Origin of the sequence: Chryseobacterium sp. WLY505 (assembly GCF_030846215.1) — a bacterium.
Classification (GTDB): Bacteria; Bacteroidota; Bacteroidia; order Flavobacteriales; family Weeksellaceae; genus Chryseobacterium.
The window spans coordinates 182,078-199,081 of record NZ_JAVCWI010000005.1 but is presented as its reverse complement, the minus strand read 5'-3'; the positions used below and the strand labels follow the sequence as shown (position 1 = coordinate 199,081).

11 protein-coding genes are annotated in these 17,004 nt (G+C 36.0%); 4 read left to right on the top strand and 7 right to left on the bottom strand.

Annotated features, from left to right (window positions below):
* Positions 1 to 36: 36 nt before the first annotated feature.
* The 7 genes from RAH34_RS12900 to RAH34_RS12870 form a co-directional block, all read right to left on the bottom strand.
* A complete protein-coding gene (locus tag RAH34_RS12900) occupies positions 37 to 1,896 on the bottom strand; it encodes a DCC1-like thiol-disulfide oxidoreductase family protein (protein ID WP_306596406.1) in 1,860 nt (619 codons plus the stop codon).
* Complete coding sequence (locus RAH34_RS12895; protein ID WP_306596405.1) at positions 1,889 to 3,211, bottom strand: glycosyltransferase; 1,323 nt, start codon at positions 3,209 to 3,211, stop codon at positions 1,889 to 1,891. The genes RAH34_RS12900 and RAH34_RS12895 overlap by 8 nt, the downstream gene beginning before the upstream one ends.
* A gap of 3 nt (positions 3,212 to 3,214) precedes the next feature.
* Positions 3,215 to 4,450, bottom strand: a complete 1,236-nt coding sequence (locus RAH34_RS12890) for a polysaccharide ABC transporter ATP-binding protein (RefSeq protein WP_306596404.1) — start codon at positions 4,448 to 4,450, stop codon at positions 3,215 to 3,217.
* Between the two features lie 34 nt (positions 4,451 to 4,484).
* Positions 4,485 to 5,333: an ABC transporter permease gene (locus RAH34_RS12885; protein WP_306596403.1), complete on the bottom strand. Its 849-nt coding sequence runs from the start codon at positions 5,331 to 5,333 to the stop codon at positions 4,485 to 4,487.
* 174 nt (positions 5,334 to 5,507) lie between these two features.
* Positions 5,508 to 6,371, bottom strand: coding sequence for a glucose-1-phosphate thymidylyltransferase RfbA (gene rfbA, locus RAH34_RS12880; RefSeq protein WP_306596402.1), 864 nt, complete (start codon positions 6,369 to 6,371; stop codon positions 5,508 to 5,510).
* A 92-nt stretch (positions 6,372 to 6,463) separates the two neighbouring features.
* Positions 6,464 to 7,543, bottom strand: coding sequence for a dTDP-glucose 4,6-dehydratase (gene rfbB, locus RAH34_RS12875; protein WP_306596401.1), 1,080 nt, complete (start codon positions 7,541 to 7,543; stop codon positions 6,464 to 6,466).
* A 4-nt stretch (positions 7,544 to 7,547) separates the two neighbouring features.
* Positions 7,548 to 8,861 (bottom strand): UDP-glucose/GDP-mannose dehydrogenase family protein, encoded by a 1,314-nt coding sequence (locus tag RAH34_RS12870; protein ID WP_306596400.1) that lies wholly within the window; start codon positions 8,859 to 8,861, stop codon positions 7,548 to 7,550.
* A 214-nt stretch (positions 8,862 to 9,075) separates the two neighbouring features.
* On the opposite strand from RAH34_RS12870, the gene rimP reads away from it, so the two are divergent.
* From rimP to RAH34_RS12850, 4 genes are all read left to right on the top strand, one after another.
* The gene (gene rimP, locus RAH34_RS12865) at positions 9,076 to 9,543 is read left to right on the top strand and encodes a ribosome assembly cofactor RimP (RefSeq protein WP_114819879.1); all 468 of its coding nucleotides are present in this window, start codon (positions 9,076 to 9,078) and stop codon (positions 9,541 to 9,543) included.
* A gap of 16 nt (positions 9,544 to 9,559) precedes the next feature.
* A complete protein-coding gene (nusA, locus tag RAH34_RS12860; protein WP_034691439.1) occupies positions 9,560 to 10,795 on the top strand; it encodes a transcription termination factor NusA in 1,236 nt (411 codons plus the stop codon).
* Positions 10,796 to 10,872: 77 nt separating this feature from the next.
* Positions 10,873 to 13,851 (top strand): translation initiation factor IF-2, encoded by a 2,979-nt coding sequence (gene infB / locus RAH34_RS12855; RefSeq protein ID WP_114819880.1) that lies wholly within the window; start codon positions 10,873 to 10,875, stop codon positions 13,849 to 13,851.
* A 305-nt stretch (positions 13,852 to 14,156) separates the two neighbouring features.
* Positions 14,157 to 17,003 (top strand): SusC/RagA family TonB-linked outer membrane protein, encoded by a 2,847-nt coding sequence (locus RAH34_RS12850; RefSeq protein WP_114819881.1) that lies wholly within the window; start codon positions 14,157 to 14,159, stop codon positions 17,001 to 17,003.
* Position 17,004: the final 1 nt, after the last annotated feature.

The window sequence follows — 17,004 nt, the reverse complement described above, 5'->3', positions numbered from 1 at the left end:
ATTTAAGTTTGAAAGTTGATAATTTGTTTAAATAATTTATAAAGTTTCAATTTCCGGAATCTGAATAGAATATTTTTTATTAGTCCATGTTGCTATTCCTATATCAGTCCAGGGTTTTTCCATTTGTCTTTTTAAAAATCCTTTTTCCCAATGATAGGGTGTTGTATCTATTTTTTTAAGCTTAATAATGAATTTAGCATCATCCAGATTTATATTATTTTGATGGGCCCAGAAAGCTGTGAAATCCCGTATCCCTTTCTTTAAATTATGTTGATCAATTTCATTATTGTTGACTCTGAAAGACCATTTTACCCATACAGGACCATAATAAAGAGAGGTTCCGGGAGTTCCGTCTTTTTTTATGATCGGTAACCATGTTTCATTGCCCTTTTCGTCCAGGTAAGCAACAGCCACAATATGGTTATAGTTGCTGAAATGATAATCCATAAAGACAGCATGATGAGTAATTCCCAGAAAAGTTTTGGCAGGTCTTTCTAAAGCATCTGAGAATTTGTTTATTGCACGGCTTAGGGATGTTTTTTCAAAACCACCTTTATTCCCTATAGAATTGTATGAGACGATAATCTGTATCACGATAATGAGACCAAGTCCCCATTTAATCCCTGATATTTTCAGATCTTTTAAAGTGTAGTTCTGGAGAATTTTAAAGTTGTCTTCATCCTGAGGTAATGCCGGCGGAGTATAGCCACAGTTTTCTTCGGTACAGCGTTCTGTATTTCTGTTTTTTGCAACAAATTGATAAACAGATTTTCCTAAATGATAGATTCCCGGTATTCTTAAGAACCAACTGATTGGCCTTAGATAGCTAATAGCATTAAAAACCTGGATATAAGTATCTAACCCTTTATATATTTTTCCATTTCTGATAGAATGAATGTCATTTAAAAGATCATCGGTAGAAATATTTTTTAAGAGTTCTTCCTGTTCAGCATAATACTGCACTGTCTTAAAATCTACTCTTCCGGCAAGATCAAAATGCTGGATGATAATCTTCGTACGGTTACACAAAGGACATTCACCATCATAATAAAATACCATACTTGGCTTTTCTCTTTTTAAGGTAAATAATTTTTCCCAGCATGAGACAGGAACCATTAATAAATATATAGAACACATTCCTAGCCCAAACCAGGGGATAGGATAGCAGATCGATATTCCCAGATGCAGACCTAACCCGATAATAAGCAAAGGAACCCGCCATTTTTTACGGAAAAAGGTAAAAATAAATATCAGTTCAAAGACTAACGTAAGATACCCCAAAAATAGCATCAGGTACTCCTGATCCAAAACTTCAGGAATAGAGAAAAAATTGGTAAAAGGAAAACTGGTAGGATACCATACACCCAGACCCCTGGTCCAGTAAGAAGATGTGGATTTGTAAAATATAGAATCAAAATATACAAATGCAACGCCAATAAAAATGGGAATAAGATAGTTCAGTGCACTCACCTTTTTAGGAGGATCATAATTGAACCGGGTATTGGAGTATTTTAGTTTTGTAATAAGACGGTCTAATGAAAGATTCCTTGATACAGGCAAAAACAACATCAGAAAATTAATTCCCAGATAAGCATAAAACATATGGTATTCATACGTATTGATACTGCCAATGAGAATAATAGTCATTAGATAATTGATAATGGTGGCCAGTCTTGTAAAGAGACCGAAGATGATAAAGATAATGGCAATCATCCAGATTTTTATCGGGATTCCAAAATCAATTTCTGCCGGATTTATGAAAGGAATTTTATCAAAAATCAGGTGTCTGAAATAGTTGAACTGAGTGACTCCACACAGTAATACTAATGAATAAACAATTCTGAATACTGCAAGTCCCAGCCCGGAAATTTTTTTGTTATATAATCTTTTAATCATTCTGGTCTAATATTTTTGCAAAAATTGCAGTTGCATACTCATATGAAGAAAATTCTTCAACCTGTTGTACGGCGTTTTTGGAAAATACATTGTAAGAATCTTTATCTAGGTCAAAAATTCTTTTTATGCCGTCTGCTAGTTTCCTGCTGTCCTTCATTGGGGCTTTATAGCCGTTATAATCATTAATTACCATATTCATGATCACTCCCGTATCAAAACCTACAACAGGCGTTCCACAGGCCAATGCTTCTGAAACCATCATAGGACCGGAATCTTCAACAGACGAATTGATAAACAGGTCTGCGGCCTGATATAGTAATGACAGCAATCTGTAATCTTTTATATAATCTATTTTCTGCTTTTTAAAAGTTACTTTGTCAAATTCTTCATTAACCGTATTAGAAACAACAAGAAGTACAATTTTTTCTTTTAATTGCTGTGGTAACTCCTGATCCAACAATTCTAGCGCTTCAATCAGATAGGCAAAACCTTTTCTGGGATCTTCCATGTTCTGAGCACCTGTTAAAATGTAAAAACAGTCCTCTGATAAAGAAAAAACCTGTTTTGCTATTGCCTTGTTTTTATCATTGAGCAGAGTAGTATCAATTAAACTGTTGATATTATAAATTATTTTTTGATCTTTATAAATCTTCGAGTTTTGAGCCTGTATCAGTGTCAGTCCAGAGCCTGCAATAATTTTGAAATTTGCTTTTTGGGCATTTTCGTATTTTCTTTCAAAATTATTTTTCGCAGTTACTTTTTCATCTTGTATTGTAATGGCAGGACAATTTTCATCACATCCTCTGATATACCCTTCACATCCCCAGGAAAAATGACATCCTCCTGTGAAGTGGTTCATATCTACTGTGATGTTATATATTTTGGCCTTTGTGGCATTATAGAGGTTAAGGAGATCTGTGCTATTAAGAAAATCAATGGTCATTCCTGTAAAAATGAAATCCGGTTGGAAGCCTACTGTTTTTAATAAGCTGTCAACATTAATATTTTCTGTTATTTCATCTTTGCTGAAGAAAGAATATTTTCTGTCCGTACTGATTACTTTTTTAACCTTTTTAGGTTTGGCTATATTAAGTCTGGTCTTGACTTTATTAATAACTGAGGTGAGCAGGTTTTGTTTTACTGCAGCAGAAGTGGGATGATGATAGGCTTTTATGAATTCTTCATTCTTTGTTTTATGTTTTACACACATGACAACTTCATGACCCATATTTTTCATAATATGAGCTACTTTGTACATGGCTTCATAAGCACCATTTACGTCCCCTGTCGAAAGAATCAATATTTTTTTACCCATTTTTTACATCCATATTACAGGTGGGCTAATAATCCCGTTATCCGTATCTCCTGCAAGGAAATTCTCGTGTCCCGTTTCAATGATATTAAGTTGTATTCCTCCTTTTATAATATCATACAATTCTACTGACGGAGTATCTATAGCAACTGAAAGTACATAAGTGTTAGGTATTAATTTACCTCCTTCAATCTTTATTGTAAAGTTATTTTCATTTTTCTCTTCAAATACTTTTCTGGTGATGAAGATTACATTTTCAAACTTATCTAAAACAGCGATATTTACTCTGATGCCGGAAGTTACACTTCTGTTGATAAAACTCAGATCTACGTTGATGTCTTCATTGTGTCCGAATTCTGTAGTCTCTACAGATTTATCATTATATACCCTTACTTTTTGAATCTGAGCTTTTTTACTTATATCTTCTGTGTATTTGAATTCAATATTCGGAGACAGCTCGTTAATAATATAATTTTCCAGTACGGTATTGATATCTCCGCGATGGGCTACCTGTCCATTTTTCATTAATATACCTGAGGTGCAAAGCTGCTTCACGGCTGCCATATTGTGACTTACGAAAAGAATTGTTCTCCCTTCTCCTTTGGTTACATCATTCATTTTTCCCAGACATTTTTTCTGAAATTCGGCATCTCCAACAGCCAGTACTTCGTCTACAATAAGAATTTCAGATTCCAGGTGAGCAGCAACAGCAAAAGCCAGCCGAACATACATTCCGGAAGAATATCTTTTTACAGGTGTATCAATATACCTCTCAACTCCGGAAAAAGCTACAATTTCATCAAATTTGCTTTTGATTTCTTTGCGGGTCATTCCTAAAATAGCTCCATTTAAAAATACATTTTCCCTCCCTGTCATTTCAGGATGGAAACCTGTACCTACTTCTAACAAAGAAGCAATTCTGCCATTGGTGTATATCTTTCCTGTAGTGGGTTTGGTTACTTTACTCAATAATTTAAGTAATGTGGATTTCCCTGCGCCATTTCTTCCAATGATCCCTACAGCATCACCTTTTTCAATTTCAAAATTAATGTCCCGAAGAGACCACACATATTCAGAGTCTCCTTTTGTAGTTCTGTCATTGGCTTCTCCAATTTTCAGATAAGGATCTTCTTTTCCCCGTACTTTATGCCAGAATCGGTTTAAATCATGAGAAAGAGTTCCGGTTCCGACCTGTCCCAGACGGTATTGTTTAGATATGTTTTCTGCTTTTAAAGCCAGCATGTTTTTTGTATTTAAATTTTTTACCAAGGAATAATTACACCGTATCCATAAATGTTTTTTCAACCTTATTGAAAATAACAACTCCTATTGCCATGATAACAAGTATAATGGCAGCGCTTATGCCTAACATAAGGGGGGAGAAGTCACCGACACCTAACCATGCGTATTTAAAACACTCAAAAATACCTGTTAAAGGGTTATACAATGCAAGTTTTTTGAAAAATCCCGGTAATGATGAAACAGGATATATCACAGGCGTTGCATACATATATAAACTTACTCCAAAACCCAGCAGCATAGCAAGATCTTTATATTTTGTGGTAAGAGCGGAAAAAATCATACCTAATCCCAAAGAGAAAAGAGCCATCAATAAAATAAGTAGCGGTGTTGCCAGTACCCATATGTTTGGATGAATCTTTCCTTCGTTCAGGTAATAGGCCCACGCCAGTATAAATAAGAGGAATTGTACACCAAACCGCATCAGATTGGAGATGACAATAGATAATGGAGTAACCAGTCTCGGGAAATATACTTTCCCGAAGATTCCTGCATTTCCGGTGAAAGTAGAGGAGGTGGCCAATAATGATGAAGAAAAGTAATTCCAGAGAGTAACTCCAGCCAAATAAAAAAGGAGTGGCGGAGCTCCGTCTGTAGGTAATTTGGCAATCCTTCCAAAAATAACCAGATAGACAATGGTAGTTAAAATGGGATTAATAAAAAACCAGATTGGGCCCAAAATAGTCTGCTTAAAGCTGGATACAAAATCTCTTTTTACAAACATATAAACAAGATCTTTGTATCTCCAGACTTCTTTTAGCTTCAAGTCAAATAACGAATGATCTGCATCAATCGTCTCTGTCCACTTCTGTTGTGGTTCATTCATCTGTGTAAGTTTTTGCAAATTTATAATAATTAATTCTTACCGTATCTCTTAGTTTATGAATTTTCATAGTCAATAAAACTAAAAATCAACAACTAATATATTGATATTTGACGGTATGAACAAAAACTATTGGCCATAAAGCCAATAGTCTATGAATTTTATAAATTATAATTGTTATTTTCCGATAAGTTGTTTCAGATATTCGCCATATCCGCTTTTGCCATATTTGGTAGCAGTTTCAAGAAGTTTTTCTTCATCAATGAATTTGTTTCTGAAGGCAATTTCTTCAATACAGCCAATTTTAAATCCTTGTCTTTTTTCAATAACACTTACAAATTCTGAAGCGTCATGAAGAGAATCAAAAGTTCCTGTGTCCAGCCATGCAGTTCCTCTGTTGAGAACAGCTACTTCAAGTTTTCCACTATTTAAGTAAACATTGTTGATATCTGTGATTTCCAGCTCACCTCTCGCAGAAGGTTTGATATTTTTCGCAATTTCCACTACATTATTATCATAAAAATACAGACCGGGAACAGCATAATTTGACTTAGGATTTAAAGGCTTTTCTTCAATAGAAACGGCTTTCAGGTTTTTGTCAAATTCCACTACGCCGTATCTTTCAGGGTCTGCTACGTGATAAGCGAAAACAACTCCTCCTTCCGGATTGGTTTTGTTTTTCAGTAAAGTTCCCATTTCGGAACCATAAAAAATATTGTCTCCCAATACCAGTGCTGCGGGATCATTACCTATAAAATCTTCACCCAGGATAAAGGCTTGTGCTAAACCATCCGGGCTTGGCTGAACAACATATTCTATATTACAGCCAATTTGTGAGCCGTCGCCCAAAAGCTTGATAAAACCTGCCTGATCATGGGGAGTAGTGATGATCAAAATATCTTTAATTCCCGCTAAAAGTAATGTGGAAAGCGGATAATAGATCATGGGTTTGTCGTAAACAGGCATCAGCTGCTTGCTTACTGCAATGGTAAGAGGGTAAAGTCTTGTTCCGGAACCTCCGGCTAATATTATTCCTTTCATGTTTTGGTGCGTTTTGCGCTTATTTCTTTTGTGTTGTGAGTTGAATTTCTGTTGAGTACAAAGGCTTTTATTTCCCTGTTATCTCAATATATTTAGCTGTACTGCTTGTTGTAGTAATCCTGATAATTTCCTGAAGTTACATTCTCCAGCCATTCCTTGTTTTCCAGATACCAGTCAATGGTTTTTGCTAATCCTTCTTCAAAAGTTACTGAAGGTTTCCAGCCTAAATCTTTATTCAGTTTTGTGGCATCAATGGCGTAACGTTTATCATGGCCAGGTCTGTCTTTTACAAAAGTGATCAGTTTTTCTGAATAACCTTCCGGTCTTTCCAGTTTGGCATCCATTTGTTTGATCAGTTCTTTTACAAGATCAATATTCTGCCACTCGTTGAATCCTCCTATATTATAAGTCTCTCCTGTTTTTGCTTCCTTAAAAATCTGATGAATCGCTTTGGCGTGGTCAATAACAAATAACCAGTCTCTGGTATATTTTCCGTCACCATAAATAGGAAGAGGTTTCTCATTGATGATATTTGAAATACAAAGGGGAATCAATTTTTCAGGGAAATGATTCGGACCATAGTTGTTGGAACAGTTAGATACGATGAAAGGCATTCCATAGGTGTTTCCGTAAGCTCTTACCAAATGATCAGAAGCTGCTTTTGAAGCTGAATACGGAGATTGAGGGTCGTATGATGTAGTTTCTAAAAAGAATCCTGTTTCGCCTAAACTTCCATATACTTCATCCGTGGAAATATGATAGAAAAGATTGTTTCTTTTTTCATCCGGGAATCTGCCGTGAGTGTGATCAGGATTTAACGTCCAGAATTCTTTACAAAGATTCAGAAGATTAGCGGTTCCGTTCACATTCGTGTTGATAAACGCCATTGGATCTGTAATACTTCTGTCTACGTGGCTTTCTGCTGCTAAATGTACAACTGCATCCGGAGTATATTTTTCGAAAACTTTTCTAAGTTCTTCCGGTTTTGTGATATCTGCTTTTTCGAAAACATAATTAGGCTCATTTTCAATGTCCTTTAAATTTTCCAGATTTCCGGCATAAGTAAGAGCATCAAGATTGATGATGGTGGTGTCCGGATTGTTTTTTACAAATTCTCTTACAACATGGGAGCCAATAAATCCGGCGCCTCCTGTAATAATAATGTTTTTCATTGATTTATTTTGTGATGGTCTTTCTTCCTATACTTTTATAATGAAATCCGTTTTGTTCCGGGATTTCCAGCGGGTACATATTTCTGCCGTCAAAAATGACTTTGTTTTTCATTTTTTTAGCCATCAGTTCAAAATTAGGATTTTTGAATTCCGGCCATTCTGTAGCAATAAATAGTGCGTCCACATCATCCAGTGCATCATACATTCCTTTGGCGTATTGTATTGTATCACCTAAAAGCTTCTGAACATTCCTTTCCGCAACAGCATCATAAGCAATGATCTCTGCACCTTTCTCCAATAGTAGAGCGATGTTGTCTAAAGATGAAGCTTCTCTGATGTCATCTGTGTTTGCTTTAAAGGCTAGTCCCCACATGGCGATTTTCTTTCCTTTAATACTTCCACCGAAATATTTTTCAATTTCAGACACTAAGATAACTTTCTGGGTGGTATTTACATTTTCAGTAGCTTCCAGGATCTGGAAATTAAAATCTTCCTGTTTTCCGGATTTTATAAGTGCTTTTACATCTTTAGGAAAGCAGCTGCCTCCATATCCGATGCCCGGGAATAAGAATCTGTGCCCGATTCTGTCGTCGCTACCCATTCCCAGTCTTACCTTATCTACGTCCGCGCCTACTTTTTCACAATAGTTGGCAATTTCGTTCATGAAGGTGATTTTTACCGCTAAAAATGAGTTCGCAGCATATTTGGTAAGCTCTGATGATTTCTCATCCATGAAAATGATGGGAATTCCGGTATTGGTAAAAGGCTGGTATATTTTAGACATAATGTCTTTGGCTTTGTCCGAACTTGCCCCTACTACAACTCTTGATGGATTCATTGAATCTTCAACAGCAAACCCTTCTCTTAAAAATTCAGGATTTGAAACCACATCAAAAGGGATGTCTGTTTTGGAAGAAATTGTTTCTCTCACTCTGTCTGCAGTTCCCACAGGAACAGTACTTTTATTGACAATGACTTTGTATTCAGTCATCATTTCACCTATATTATTAGCTACCTGAAGTACATAAGACAGATCCGCAGATCCATCTTCTCCCGGAGGAGTTGGCAACGCCAGGTATATAACTTCGCTTTTGTCTAAAGCCTCTTTAAGATTGGTAGTGAAAAATAATCTTTCAGACTGGATGTTTCTTAAAAACATTTCTTCAAGGTTCGGCTCATAGATGGGAACAATGCCGTTTTTCATACCTTCTACTTTTTTTTCATCAATATCAACACAGTATACTGAATTGCCAAGTTCTGCCAGAGTAGTTCCTGTAACTAATCCCACATAACCTGTTCCTACAATCGTTATATTCAAAATGTCTGTTTTAAAATTCTAGAGACAAAAGTAATAAAAATCCTCCGACATATTCTTTTAATTTATTGTAAATGAATCTGCCCCTATTTACTTGATACTTAAGATTATTTTGCATTTTTAGAAAAAAAGCTTATATTTGCAATGGATTTACGGAAAAAATGGGAAGGCTTCGGAAGAAAGCCTTTTTTCGTACTGTAAATCAAGATAAAAATATATGGAGTTTAGAAAAAGAATTGAAGAATTATTAAATGAATTCCTTGAGACCAGAAAAGATCTGTTTCTTATTGATCTTAAAATTTCTCCAGGGGATGATATTACAGTGATTTTGGATGGTGATAACGGAGTTTCTTTGCAGGACTGCCTTGATGCAAGCCGCGCAATCGAATTTAATATGGATCGTGAAGAGCATGACTTCAGCCTTCAGGTGATGTCTGCCGGACTGAGCGAGCCATTATCCACACCAAGACAGTTCAGTAAAAACATTGGAAGAGAGATTGAGGTGATGCTGGAGGATTCTTCTAAAATTGAAGGGGAATTGTCAAAAGTAGACGATGAGAAGATCACACTTGTTTTACGTTACCGTAAGCCGAAAGATATCGGAAAAGGAAAAGTAGATGTGGAGGAAGAGAAAGAGATTTCTTATCCTGAGATCAAAAAAGCATTAGTAGTAATTAAATTTTAAAAAGAAAAAAGAATAGATGGATAATATAGCGTTGATTGAATCCTTTGGTGATTTTAAAGACGAAAAAGGGATCAGTAAGATTGATCTTATGGCAATTATTGAAGATTCACTGAAGACTCTTTTAAGAAAAAGATTCGATTCAGATGATCATTTTGATGTGATTGTAAACCCGGATAAAGGAGATTTTCAGATATTTTTAAATAAAACAATTGTAGAGGACGAAATGTCTGAAGATGACGATTTGGAAATTGAAATTTCTGAAGCGAAGAAGATTGACCCTACCTTCGAAGTAGGTGAGGACTTTACAATGGAAATTCCTGTTGCACAGTTGGGAAGAAGAAATATTCTTACCCTTAAGCAAATCCTTGCTACAAAACTTCAGGAACACAATAATGCAATGCTGTACGAACAGTTTAGAGATAAAATTGGTGAAATTGTTGTTGGAGAAATCCACCACATCCGTCATAAGCACGTGATTCTGCTGGATGATGAAGGAAATGAATTTATTTTACCAAAAGAAAACCAGATCCCATCCGATTTCTTTAAAAAGGGTGAGAATATCAGAGCTATTGTTGAGACAGTAGATTTTAAAGGTTCTAAACCACAGATTATTATTTCCAGAACTGCACCTAAATTCCTTGAGAAGTTATTAGAGCTGGAAATTCCTGAAATCCAGGACGGAACAATTATCCTGAAAAAGGTAGTGAGAATTCCTGGTGAAAAGGCGAAGATTGCGGTAGATGCTTATGATGACAGAATTGATCCGGTAGGAGCTTGTGTAGGAGTAAAAGGATCCAGAATTCATGGCGTTGTAAGAGAGTTGAGAAATGAAAACATCGATGTTATTCAGTGGTCTAAAAACCCTGAGATTTTGGTGAAGAGAGCATTAGGAAATGTTACAGTCAATAAAATTGACATCAATGAGGATCAAAACTATGCATTAGTATATACTCCTGTTGAAGAGATTTCTAAAGTAATTGGAAAACAAGGTCAGAATATCAGATTGGCTTCTTGGTTGTCAGGATATGAAATTGATGTATACAGAGAGTCCAGCGAGGATGACGATGTTGAATTGAGAGAATTTAACGATGATATCGAGCAGTGGATTTTGGATGAGTTTAAGAAAGTAGGACTTACGACTGCAAAATCAGTATTGGATAAAGAAACTGAAAGTCTTTTAAATATGGTAGACCTTGAAGAAGAAACCATCGAAGAGGTTAAACGTATTCTGAGAGAAGAATTTGAAGATTAAGATTTTAAATAAATTTTAATAAACAGTAAAAAGGAAATACTTTAATTTTAAAAATTAAAAAACAGTAAATAATATAAATGCCAAAAATTAGATTAAATAAAGCGGTTAAGGAATTCAACATTTCGATGTCCAGATTAGTAGAGTTTTTACAATCAAGGGGTTTTGAAGTTGAAAGCAATCCTAACGCTCAATTGGAAGAAGCGGCATATTCTGCATTGGAGGCTGAGTTTGCTAAAGACGGCGAACAAAGAAAGGCTTCCCATGAGGTGGTGATCACTAAAGTTCCGGAAGAAAAGCTGGAAATTGAAGAAAAGAAAACCCCTGAAGTGATAAGAGCTAAAGCAAATAAACCAGAAACTAGAATTTTAGGTAAAATAGACTTAGAACCTAAGAAGCCTGAAGTTGAAGAAGCTCCTGCAGCTCCTGTGGCTCCTGTTGCGACACCGGTTGAAGAAAAGAAAGAAGAAATCGTGAAAGAAGAACAACAGCCGGAAGTTAAAGCAGCGCCAGAAAAGCAGGAATTTAAAGTTTTGGATAAAATTGATTTGTCTCAAATAGAATCTAGAAACAGACCTGTGAAAAAAGACAAACCAAAAATGGAGGAGAAAAAAGAAGAAGTTAAACCTGTGGAACCAATAAAAGAAACTCCAAAACCAGTGGTTGCAGAGGAGAAAAAAGTGGAAACTCCAAAAGCTGAGGCTGAACCTGAATCTCAGGAACCACAAAAAATTGAGACAGTATATCAGAAACTTGACGGTCCTAAGATTGTTGGGGAAAAGATCGATTTGACTCAGTTTGCGCCAAAGCCAGGTGCCGGAGCAAAAAAGAAAAGAAAGAGAATTGAAAAACCTGGTGGCCAGAATAACCAACAAGGTCAGGGGAATAATCAAAACTCTGGAAATAATAACAACAACCAAGGTGGGCAAGGCCAAGGAAACCGTCAGCATAATAACAACGGTGGACAAGGTGGAAACCGCCAAGGTGGTCAGGGAGGACAAGGAAATCGTCCTCAAGGTCAAGGTGGCCAGGGCGGAAACCGTTTTGGAAATAACCAGGGTGGTGGAAACCGTCAAGGTCAAGGTGGTGGCTTCAAAAAAGGAGGTCAGAACAACAGACCTGGGCAAAGAGTTATGCCGGTTGAGCTAACTGATGAGCAAGTTAAGAACCAGATCAAGGAAACATTAGAAAAACTTACTAATAAAGGAGGGAAATCTAAATCTGCAAAACACAGAAAAGACAAGAGAACTTTCCGTAGAGAACAGGATGAGCGTCAGCAGGAGCTTGAAGCACAAGACAGAACTCTTAAAGTAACAGAATTCATCACAGTAGGTGAATTGGCAAGTTTGATGAATGTTTCTCCAACTGAAGTAATTTCTGCTTGTTTCTCATTAGGGGTAATGGTTACGATGAACCAAAGACTTGAAGCTGATACCTTATTATTAGTAGCAGATGAATTCGGTTATAAAATTGAATTCTCAGATGCTGATCTTGAAGATACAGATGCAGAAGATGAAGTAGATACTGAAGAAAGCTTATTGCAGAGAGCTCCTGTAGTTACTGTAATGGGACACGTTGACCACGGTAAGACTTCATTGTTGGACTACATTAGAAAAACAAACGTAATTGCCGGTGAATCCGGAGGGATTACTCAGCACATTGGTGCTTATAACGTGAAACTGGAAAACGGTCAGAGAATTACTTTCTTAGATACACCAGGTCACGAAGCCTTTACGGCGATGAGAGCAAGAGGTGCACAGATTACAGATATTGCCATTATCGTAATTGCTGCTGATGATGATGTGATGCCTCAAACAAAAGAAGCTATTGCCCACGCTCAGGCTGCAGGAGTACCAATGATTATTGCTATCAACAAAGTAGATAAGCCGAACGCAAACCCGGACAACATCCGTCAGCAGTTATCAGGATTAAATCCACCGGTTTTAGTAGAAGAATGGGGTGGAAATGTTCAGGCACAGGAGATTTCAGCTAAATTCGGTAATAACGTAGATGTATTGTTGGAAAAAGTTTTACTACAGGCTGAAATGCTTGAGTTGAAAGCAAATCCGGACCGTGCAGCAAACGGAGTTGTTATTGAAGCATCTTTAGATAAAGGTAGAGGTTATGTAGCAACAATGTTGGTACAGACCGGAACTTTAAGAGTAGGTGATTATGTAGTAGCAGGTAAAAATCACGGTAAAGTAAAAGCTTTGCTTGATGAAAGAGGAAAAAATCTAAAAGAAGCCGGGCCATCAATTCCTGCAACAATTTTAGGTTTGGACGGAGCGCCTACTGCAGGTGATAAATTCCGTGTATATGCTGACGAAAGTGAAGGTAAAGCTATTGCCAATAAAAGGGAACAACTACAAAGAGAATTATCCATCAGAACGAAGAAGCATACGACACTTGAAGAATTGGGTAGACGTATTGCTTTAGGAGAATTCAAAGAACTGAACATTATCCTTAAAGGGGACGTGGATGGTTCCGTAGAAGCTCTTTCTGATCAGTTACAAAGATTATCAACAGAAGAAATCAGTGTTAAAATTCTTCACTCAGGTGTTGGACAGATCACTGAATCTGATATCAACTTAGCGGCAGCATCAGATGCCATCATCATTGGATTCAATGTAAGAGCGGGTGCCAATGCAAAAGAACTTGCAGATCGTGAAGAAATTGAGATCAGAACTTACTCTGTAATCTATAAAGCAATCGATGAAGTAAAAGAAGCGATGGAGGGAATGCTTTCTCCGGAAATTCAGGAACAGGTAATTGGTAATGTTGAAATCCGTGAGGTATTCAAGATTTCTAAAGTAGGAACCATTGCAGGTTGTATGGTTCTTACCGGAAAAGTAACAAGACAATCTAAAGTACGTCTACTAAGAGATGGTATTGTTAAATTCGACGGTGAACTTGAAAGTTTGAAACGTTTCAAAGATGATGTTAAGGAAGTAACGAAAGGTTACGAATGTGGTCTGAATCTGAAAGGTTACAATGATATTGAAATCGGAGATATCCTTGAAGTTTACGAAGAAGTAGCAGTTAAGAAGAAACTGAAATAAATATATCCTAAATATGTGAAAACCACTTTTTTATAAAGTGGTTTTTTTATTTTTCCACCTCTATTAATTTATAATAGTTCTAAATAATTTTTCTTGAATTATTAATAATTTGTTAAAATGAATTTTATTAATGAAAAAAATATTTTTTATTGAATAAAAACTGTCTATTGTTATTGAATCCTATTTGATTTACGCAAATTTTAGATGAAACATTAAAAAAAACAAGCGTTTAAACGTTAGTTTAATTTGTGGATGTTAATATTTATTAACATATTTGCTCATTAAATATATTAAAATTTGTTAATATGAATGTTAAACTAAGTGTATTAACGGCTGGTGTCTTGTTTTTTTCAGGACAAGCTGTATTTGCTCAAACCGACACGACTAAAAATACCAAACAAATTGAGGAGGTAGTTGTTTTAGGGTATAGCAAAAAAAGTACCAAGGCTAAGTCTACTGCTGCATCAGTGACAATTGACTCTAAGGCTCTTGAGAATCGTCCGAATGTTTCGTTTATTAATTCTCTTCAAGGAAATGCTCCTGGTATCAGTATTAATTCAACTTCTGGATCACCAGGTTCTGGAAAGATTAATGTTATGGTGCGTGGTCTGTCTTCCATCAATGCATCGACAGATCCTCTTTACGTTATTGATGGATTAATTACTTCTGCATCCCAATTTAGAAACTTGAATCCAGAGGATATTGATAATATCAGTATTCTGAAGGATGCACAAGCTACTGCAATCTATGGTAACAGAGGGGCGAATGGTGTTGTTGTTATCAATACTAAAAATGCTAAATACAATAGTGGATTAAGAGTAACATATGACATGCTTACTTCATTCTCTGTATTACCTAAAACTAAATACAATATGTTAGGTGCAAAAGATTTATTGAATCTGGAACACCAATATGGAGTTGGAGATGGTGGAGATATGACTCAAGATGAAATTAATGCTTGGAAAACTGATACAGATTGGAATAAGCAATTCTTTCAGACAGCTATGTTACAACAACATACTTTAGGGATTACTGCCGGAGGGAAAAATATTAATAATTATACATCCTTAGGATACTTAAATACTGATGGAACATTCAGATCTACAGACTTCCAAAGATTTACTTTAAGAAATAACTTAACTGGTAAATCAGATAATGGAAAGCTGACTTTCGGAATGCAAATGGCTGTAGGATATTCTAAACGTCATCAGCTAGATCAGGAAACAAACGATAATATTTCTGCAAATATTATTCAAAACCCATTGTTCGGTTCTTTAAGAACACCAGGTTATTTAGAGCCATACCCATTCATTAATGGGCAGGATATGTTTAACCAGATCGGTGGAGCAGGAACAAATTACCCGGGTTGGGTTCTTGCAGATATTGTAAGAGGAGGAATTGTGAATTTATTCACTGAAACTTCAATACTAGCCAATGCGAATGTAAACTATAAAATTACAGATTGGTTATCTGTAGGAAACAGAACAGGTATGGATTTCAGAGAAAGTGACCGTACTTTTGCACGTAACCCTACAGGATATCTTTCCCTTGCAGCCAGAGCGTCAGGAGCTCAATACGGAGGTTTTGAACAGATGACAAATACAAAAGATTTGACATTTAACTCTGTATCTAATATTACTTTTGATAAAAAATTTGGTGAACATTCACTAACAGTTGCTGCTTATTTAGATTATCTGAAAGCTCATTATCTATTTAAGAGTAATACTCAGAATGGTTTAGATCCATTTAACTGGGCATTTGGTGCAGGAACTGGATATATTCCATTTAATCCGGCAACTCCATCTTTATATGTACCACAAGTATCTGCAGGTAAAATTAATGCAGGAACATTGGCTGTAATCGGAACATTAGAATATGATTATGCTGGTAAATATGGGGTAAGTGCAACAGTAAGAAGAGATGGATCTTATAGATTCCCTAAAGAAAACAGATGGGAAACATTCTGGTCAGTAGGAGGACGTTGGAATATTGAGAAAGAAAGCTTCCTTGAGGGGTCTACTGCTGTAAATATGTTAAAGCTTAGAGGATCTTACGGTACTACTGGTAACCAGAACTTAATACAACCAGCGAATAATGGTAACCCTTTATTTGTAGGTACAAACATTTATACTGACTTAATAGCTAGTAATACAGGATATATGAATTCTGTAGGATACAATGCTGTGATAGGTAACCCAAATGTTAAATGGGAAAAAGTAAGCCAGGCCAATATTGGAGTAGATTTTGGTTTGTTTAGAAATTTTGTAGAAGGTACTGTTGATGTTTATAGAAAAAAGACAGAAAGATTATTTAATTCGATCACATTATCTGCTGTTACAGGACAATATACAATCAATGGTAATAATGGAGAACTTGAAAATAAAGGTATTGAAGCTTCTTTAAGATTCAATATTCTGAAAAATCAGGACTACAGTGTTTCTATATTTGCAAACGGTGCTTACAATAAGAACAAGATTTTATCATTCGACGGAGCCGATCTTTCCGATGATAATGTAAATGCTGCAGGAGGTCCTATCGGACAATGGAATCTGTATCATTATGTAGGTGTTAACCCGGCTACTGGAGAGCAGCAATTTATTGGAAAAGATGGACAAGTGACAGAATCTCCTTCTCCAGATGATAAAGTATTGACAGGGAAATCTTATGTTCCTAAATTTACTGGAGGATTTGGTGTAAATGCTAATTACAAAGGATGGTTTGCTGATGTATTGTTTAGCTACCAAGCTGGAGGATGGATGTATGACAACGTTTATTCTTGGTTAATGGATCCTAGTTCATTAGGTACCGGAGCAAACTTTGCTGGGGATATCTTAAACTCTTGGACTCCTGATAATCCAAATACAAATATTCCGTCTATGACTGCAAATAATACAGGATTGGAAGGTTCTTCAGATAGATTCCTTTTCAAAACTGACTTTATTCGTCTGAAGAATATAACTTTTGGATATAACTTTAATAAAGATTTATTGAAAAATCTTCCTATTACAGGAATTAAAGTATTTGTTCAAGGTGAAAATTTAGCAACATTTACAAAGTGGAAAGGGTATGATCCTGAACCAATGTTTGCATATTCATTAGGTGTTTATCCAAATCCAAAAACGATTTCAGTAGGACTTAATGTGCAATTTTAAT

What these genes read in the sequence shown, in the direction of transcription:
- RAH34_RS12900 (WP_306596406.1), bottom strand. Translation starts at nt 1,896, where the DNA reads ATGATTAAAAGATTATATAACAAAAAAATTTCCGGGCTGGGACTTGCA.
- RAH34_RS12895 (WP_306596405.1), bottom strand. Translation starts at nt 3,211, where the DNA reads ATGGGTAAAAAAATATTGATTCTTTCGACAGGGGACGTAAATGGTGCT.
- RAH34_RS12890 (WP_306596404.1), bottom strand. Translation starts at nt 4,450, where the DNA reads ATGCTGGCTTTAAAAGCAGAAAACATATCTAAACAATACCGTCTGGGA.
- RAH34_RS12885 (WP_306596403.1), bottom strand. Translation starts at nt 5,333, where the DNA reads ATGAATGAACCACAACAGAAGTGGACAGAGACGATTGATGCAGATCAT.
- rfbA (WP_306596402.1), bottom strand. Translation starts at nt 6,371, where the DNA reads ATGAAAGGAATAATATTAGCCGGAGGTTCCGGAACAAGACTTTACCCT.
- rfbB (WP_306596401.1), bottom strand. Translation starts at nt 7,543, where the DNA reads ATGAAAAACATTATTATTACAGGAGGCGCCGGATTTATTGGCTCCCAT.
- rimP (WP_114819879.1), top strand. Translation starts at nt 9,076, where the DNA reads ATGGAGTTTAGAAAAAGAATTGAAGAATTATTAAATGAATTCCTTGAG.
- nusA (WP_034691439.1), top strand. Translation starts at nt 9,560, where the DNA reads ATGGATAATATAGCGTTGATTGAATCCTTTGGTGATTTTAAAGACGAA.
- infB (WP_114819880.1), top strand. Translation starts at nt 10,873, where the DNA reads ATGCCAAAAATTAGATTAAATAAAGCGGTTAAGGAATTCAACATTTCG.
- RAH34_RS12850 (WP_114819881.1), top strand. Translation starts at nt 14,157, where the DNA reads ATGAATGTTAAACTAAGTGTATTAACGGCTGGTGTCTTGTTTTTTTCA.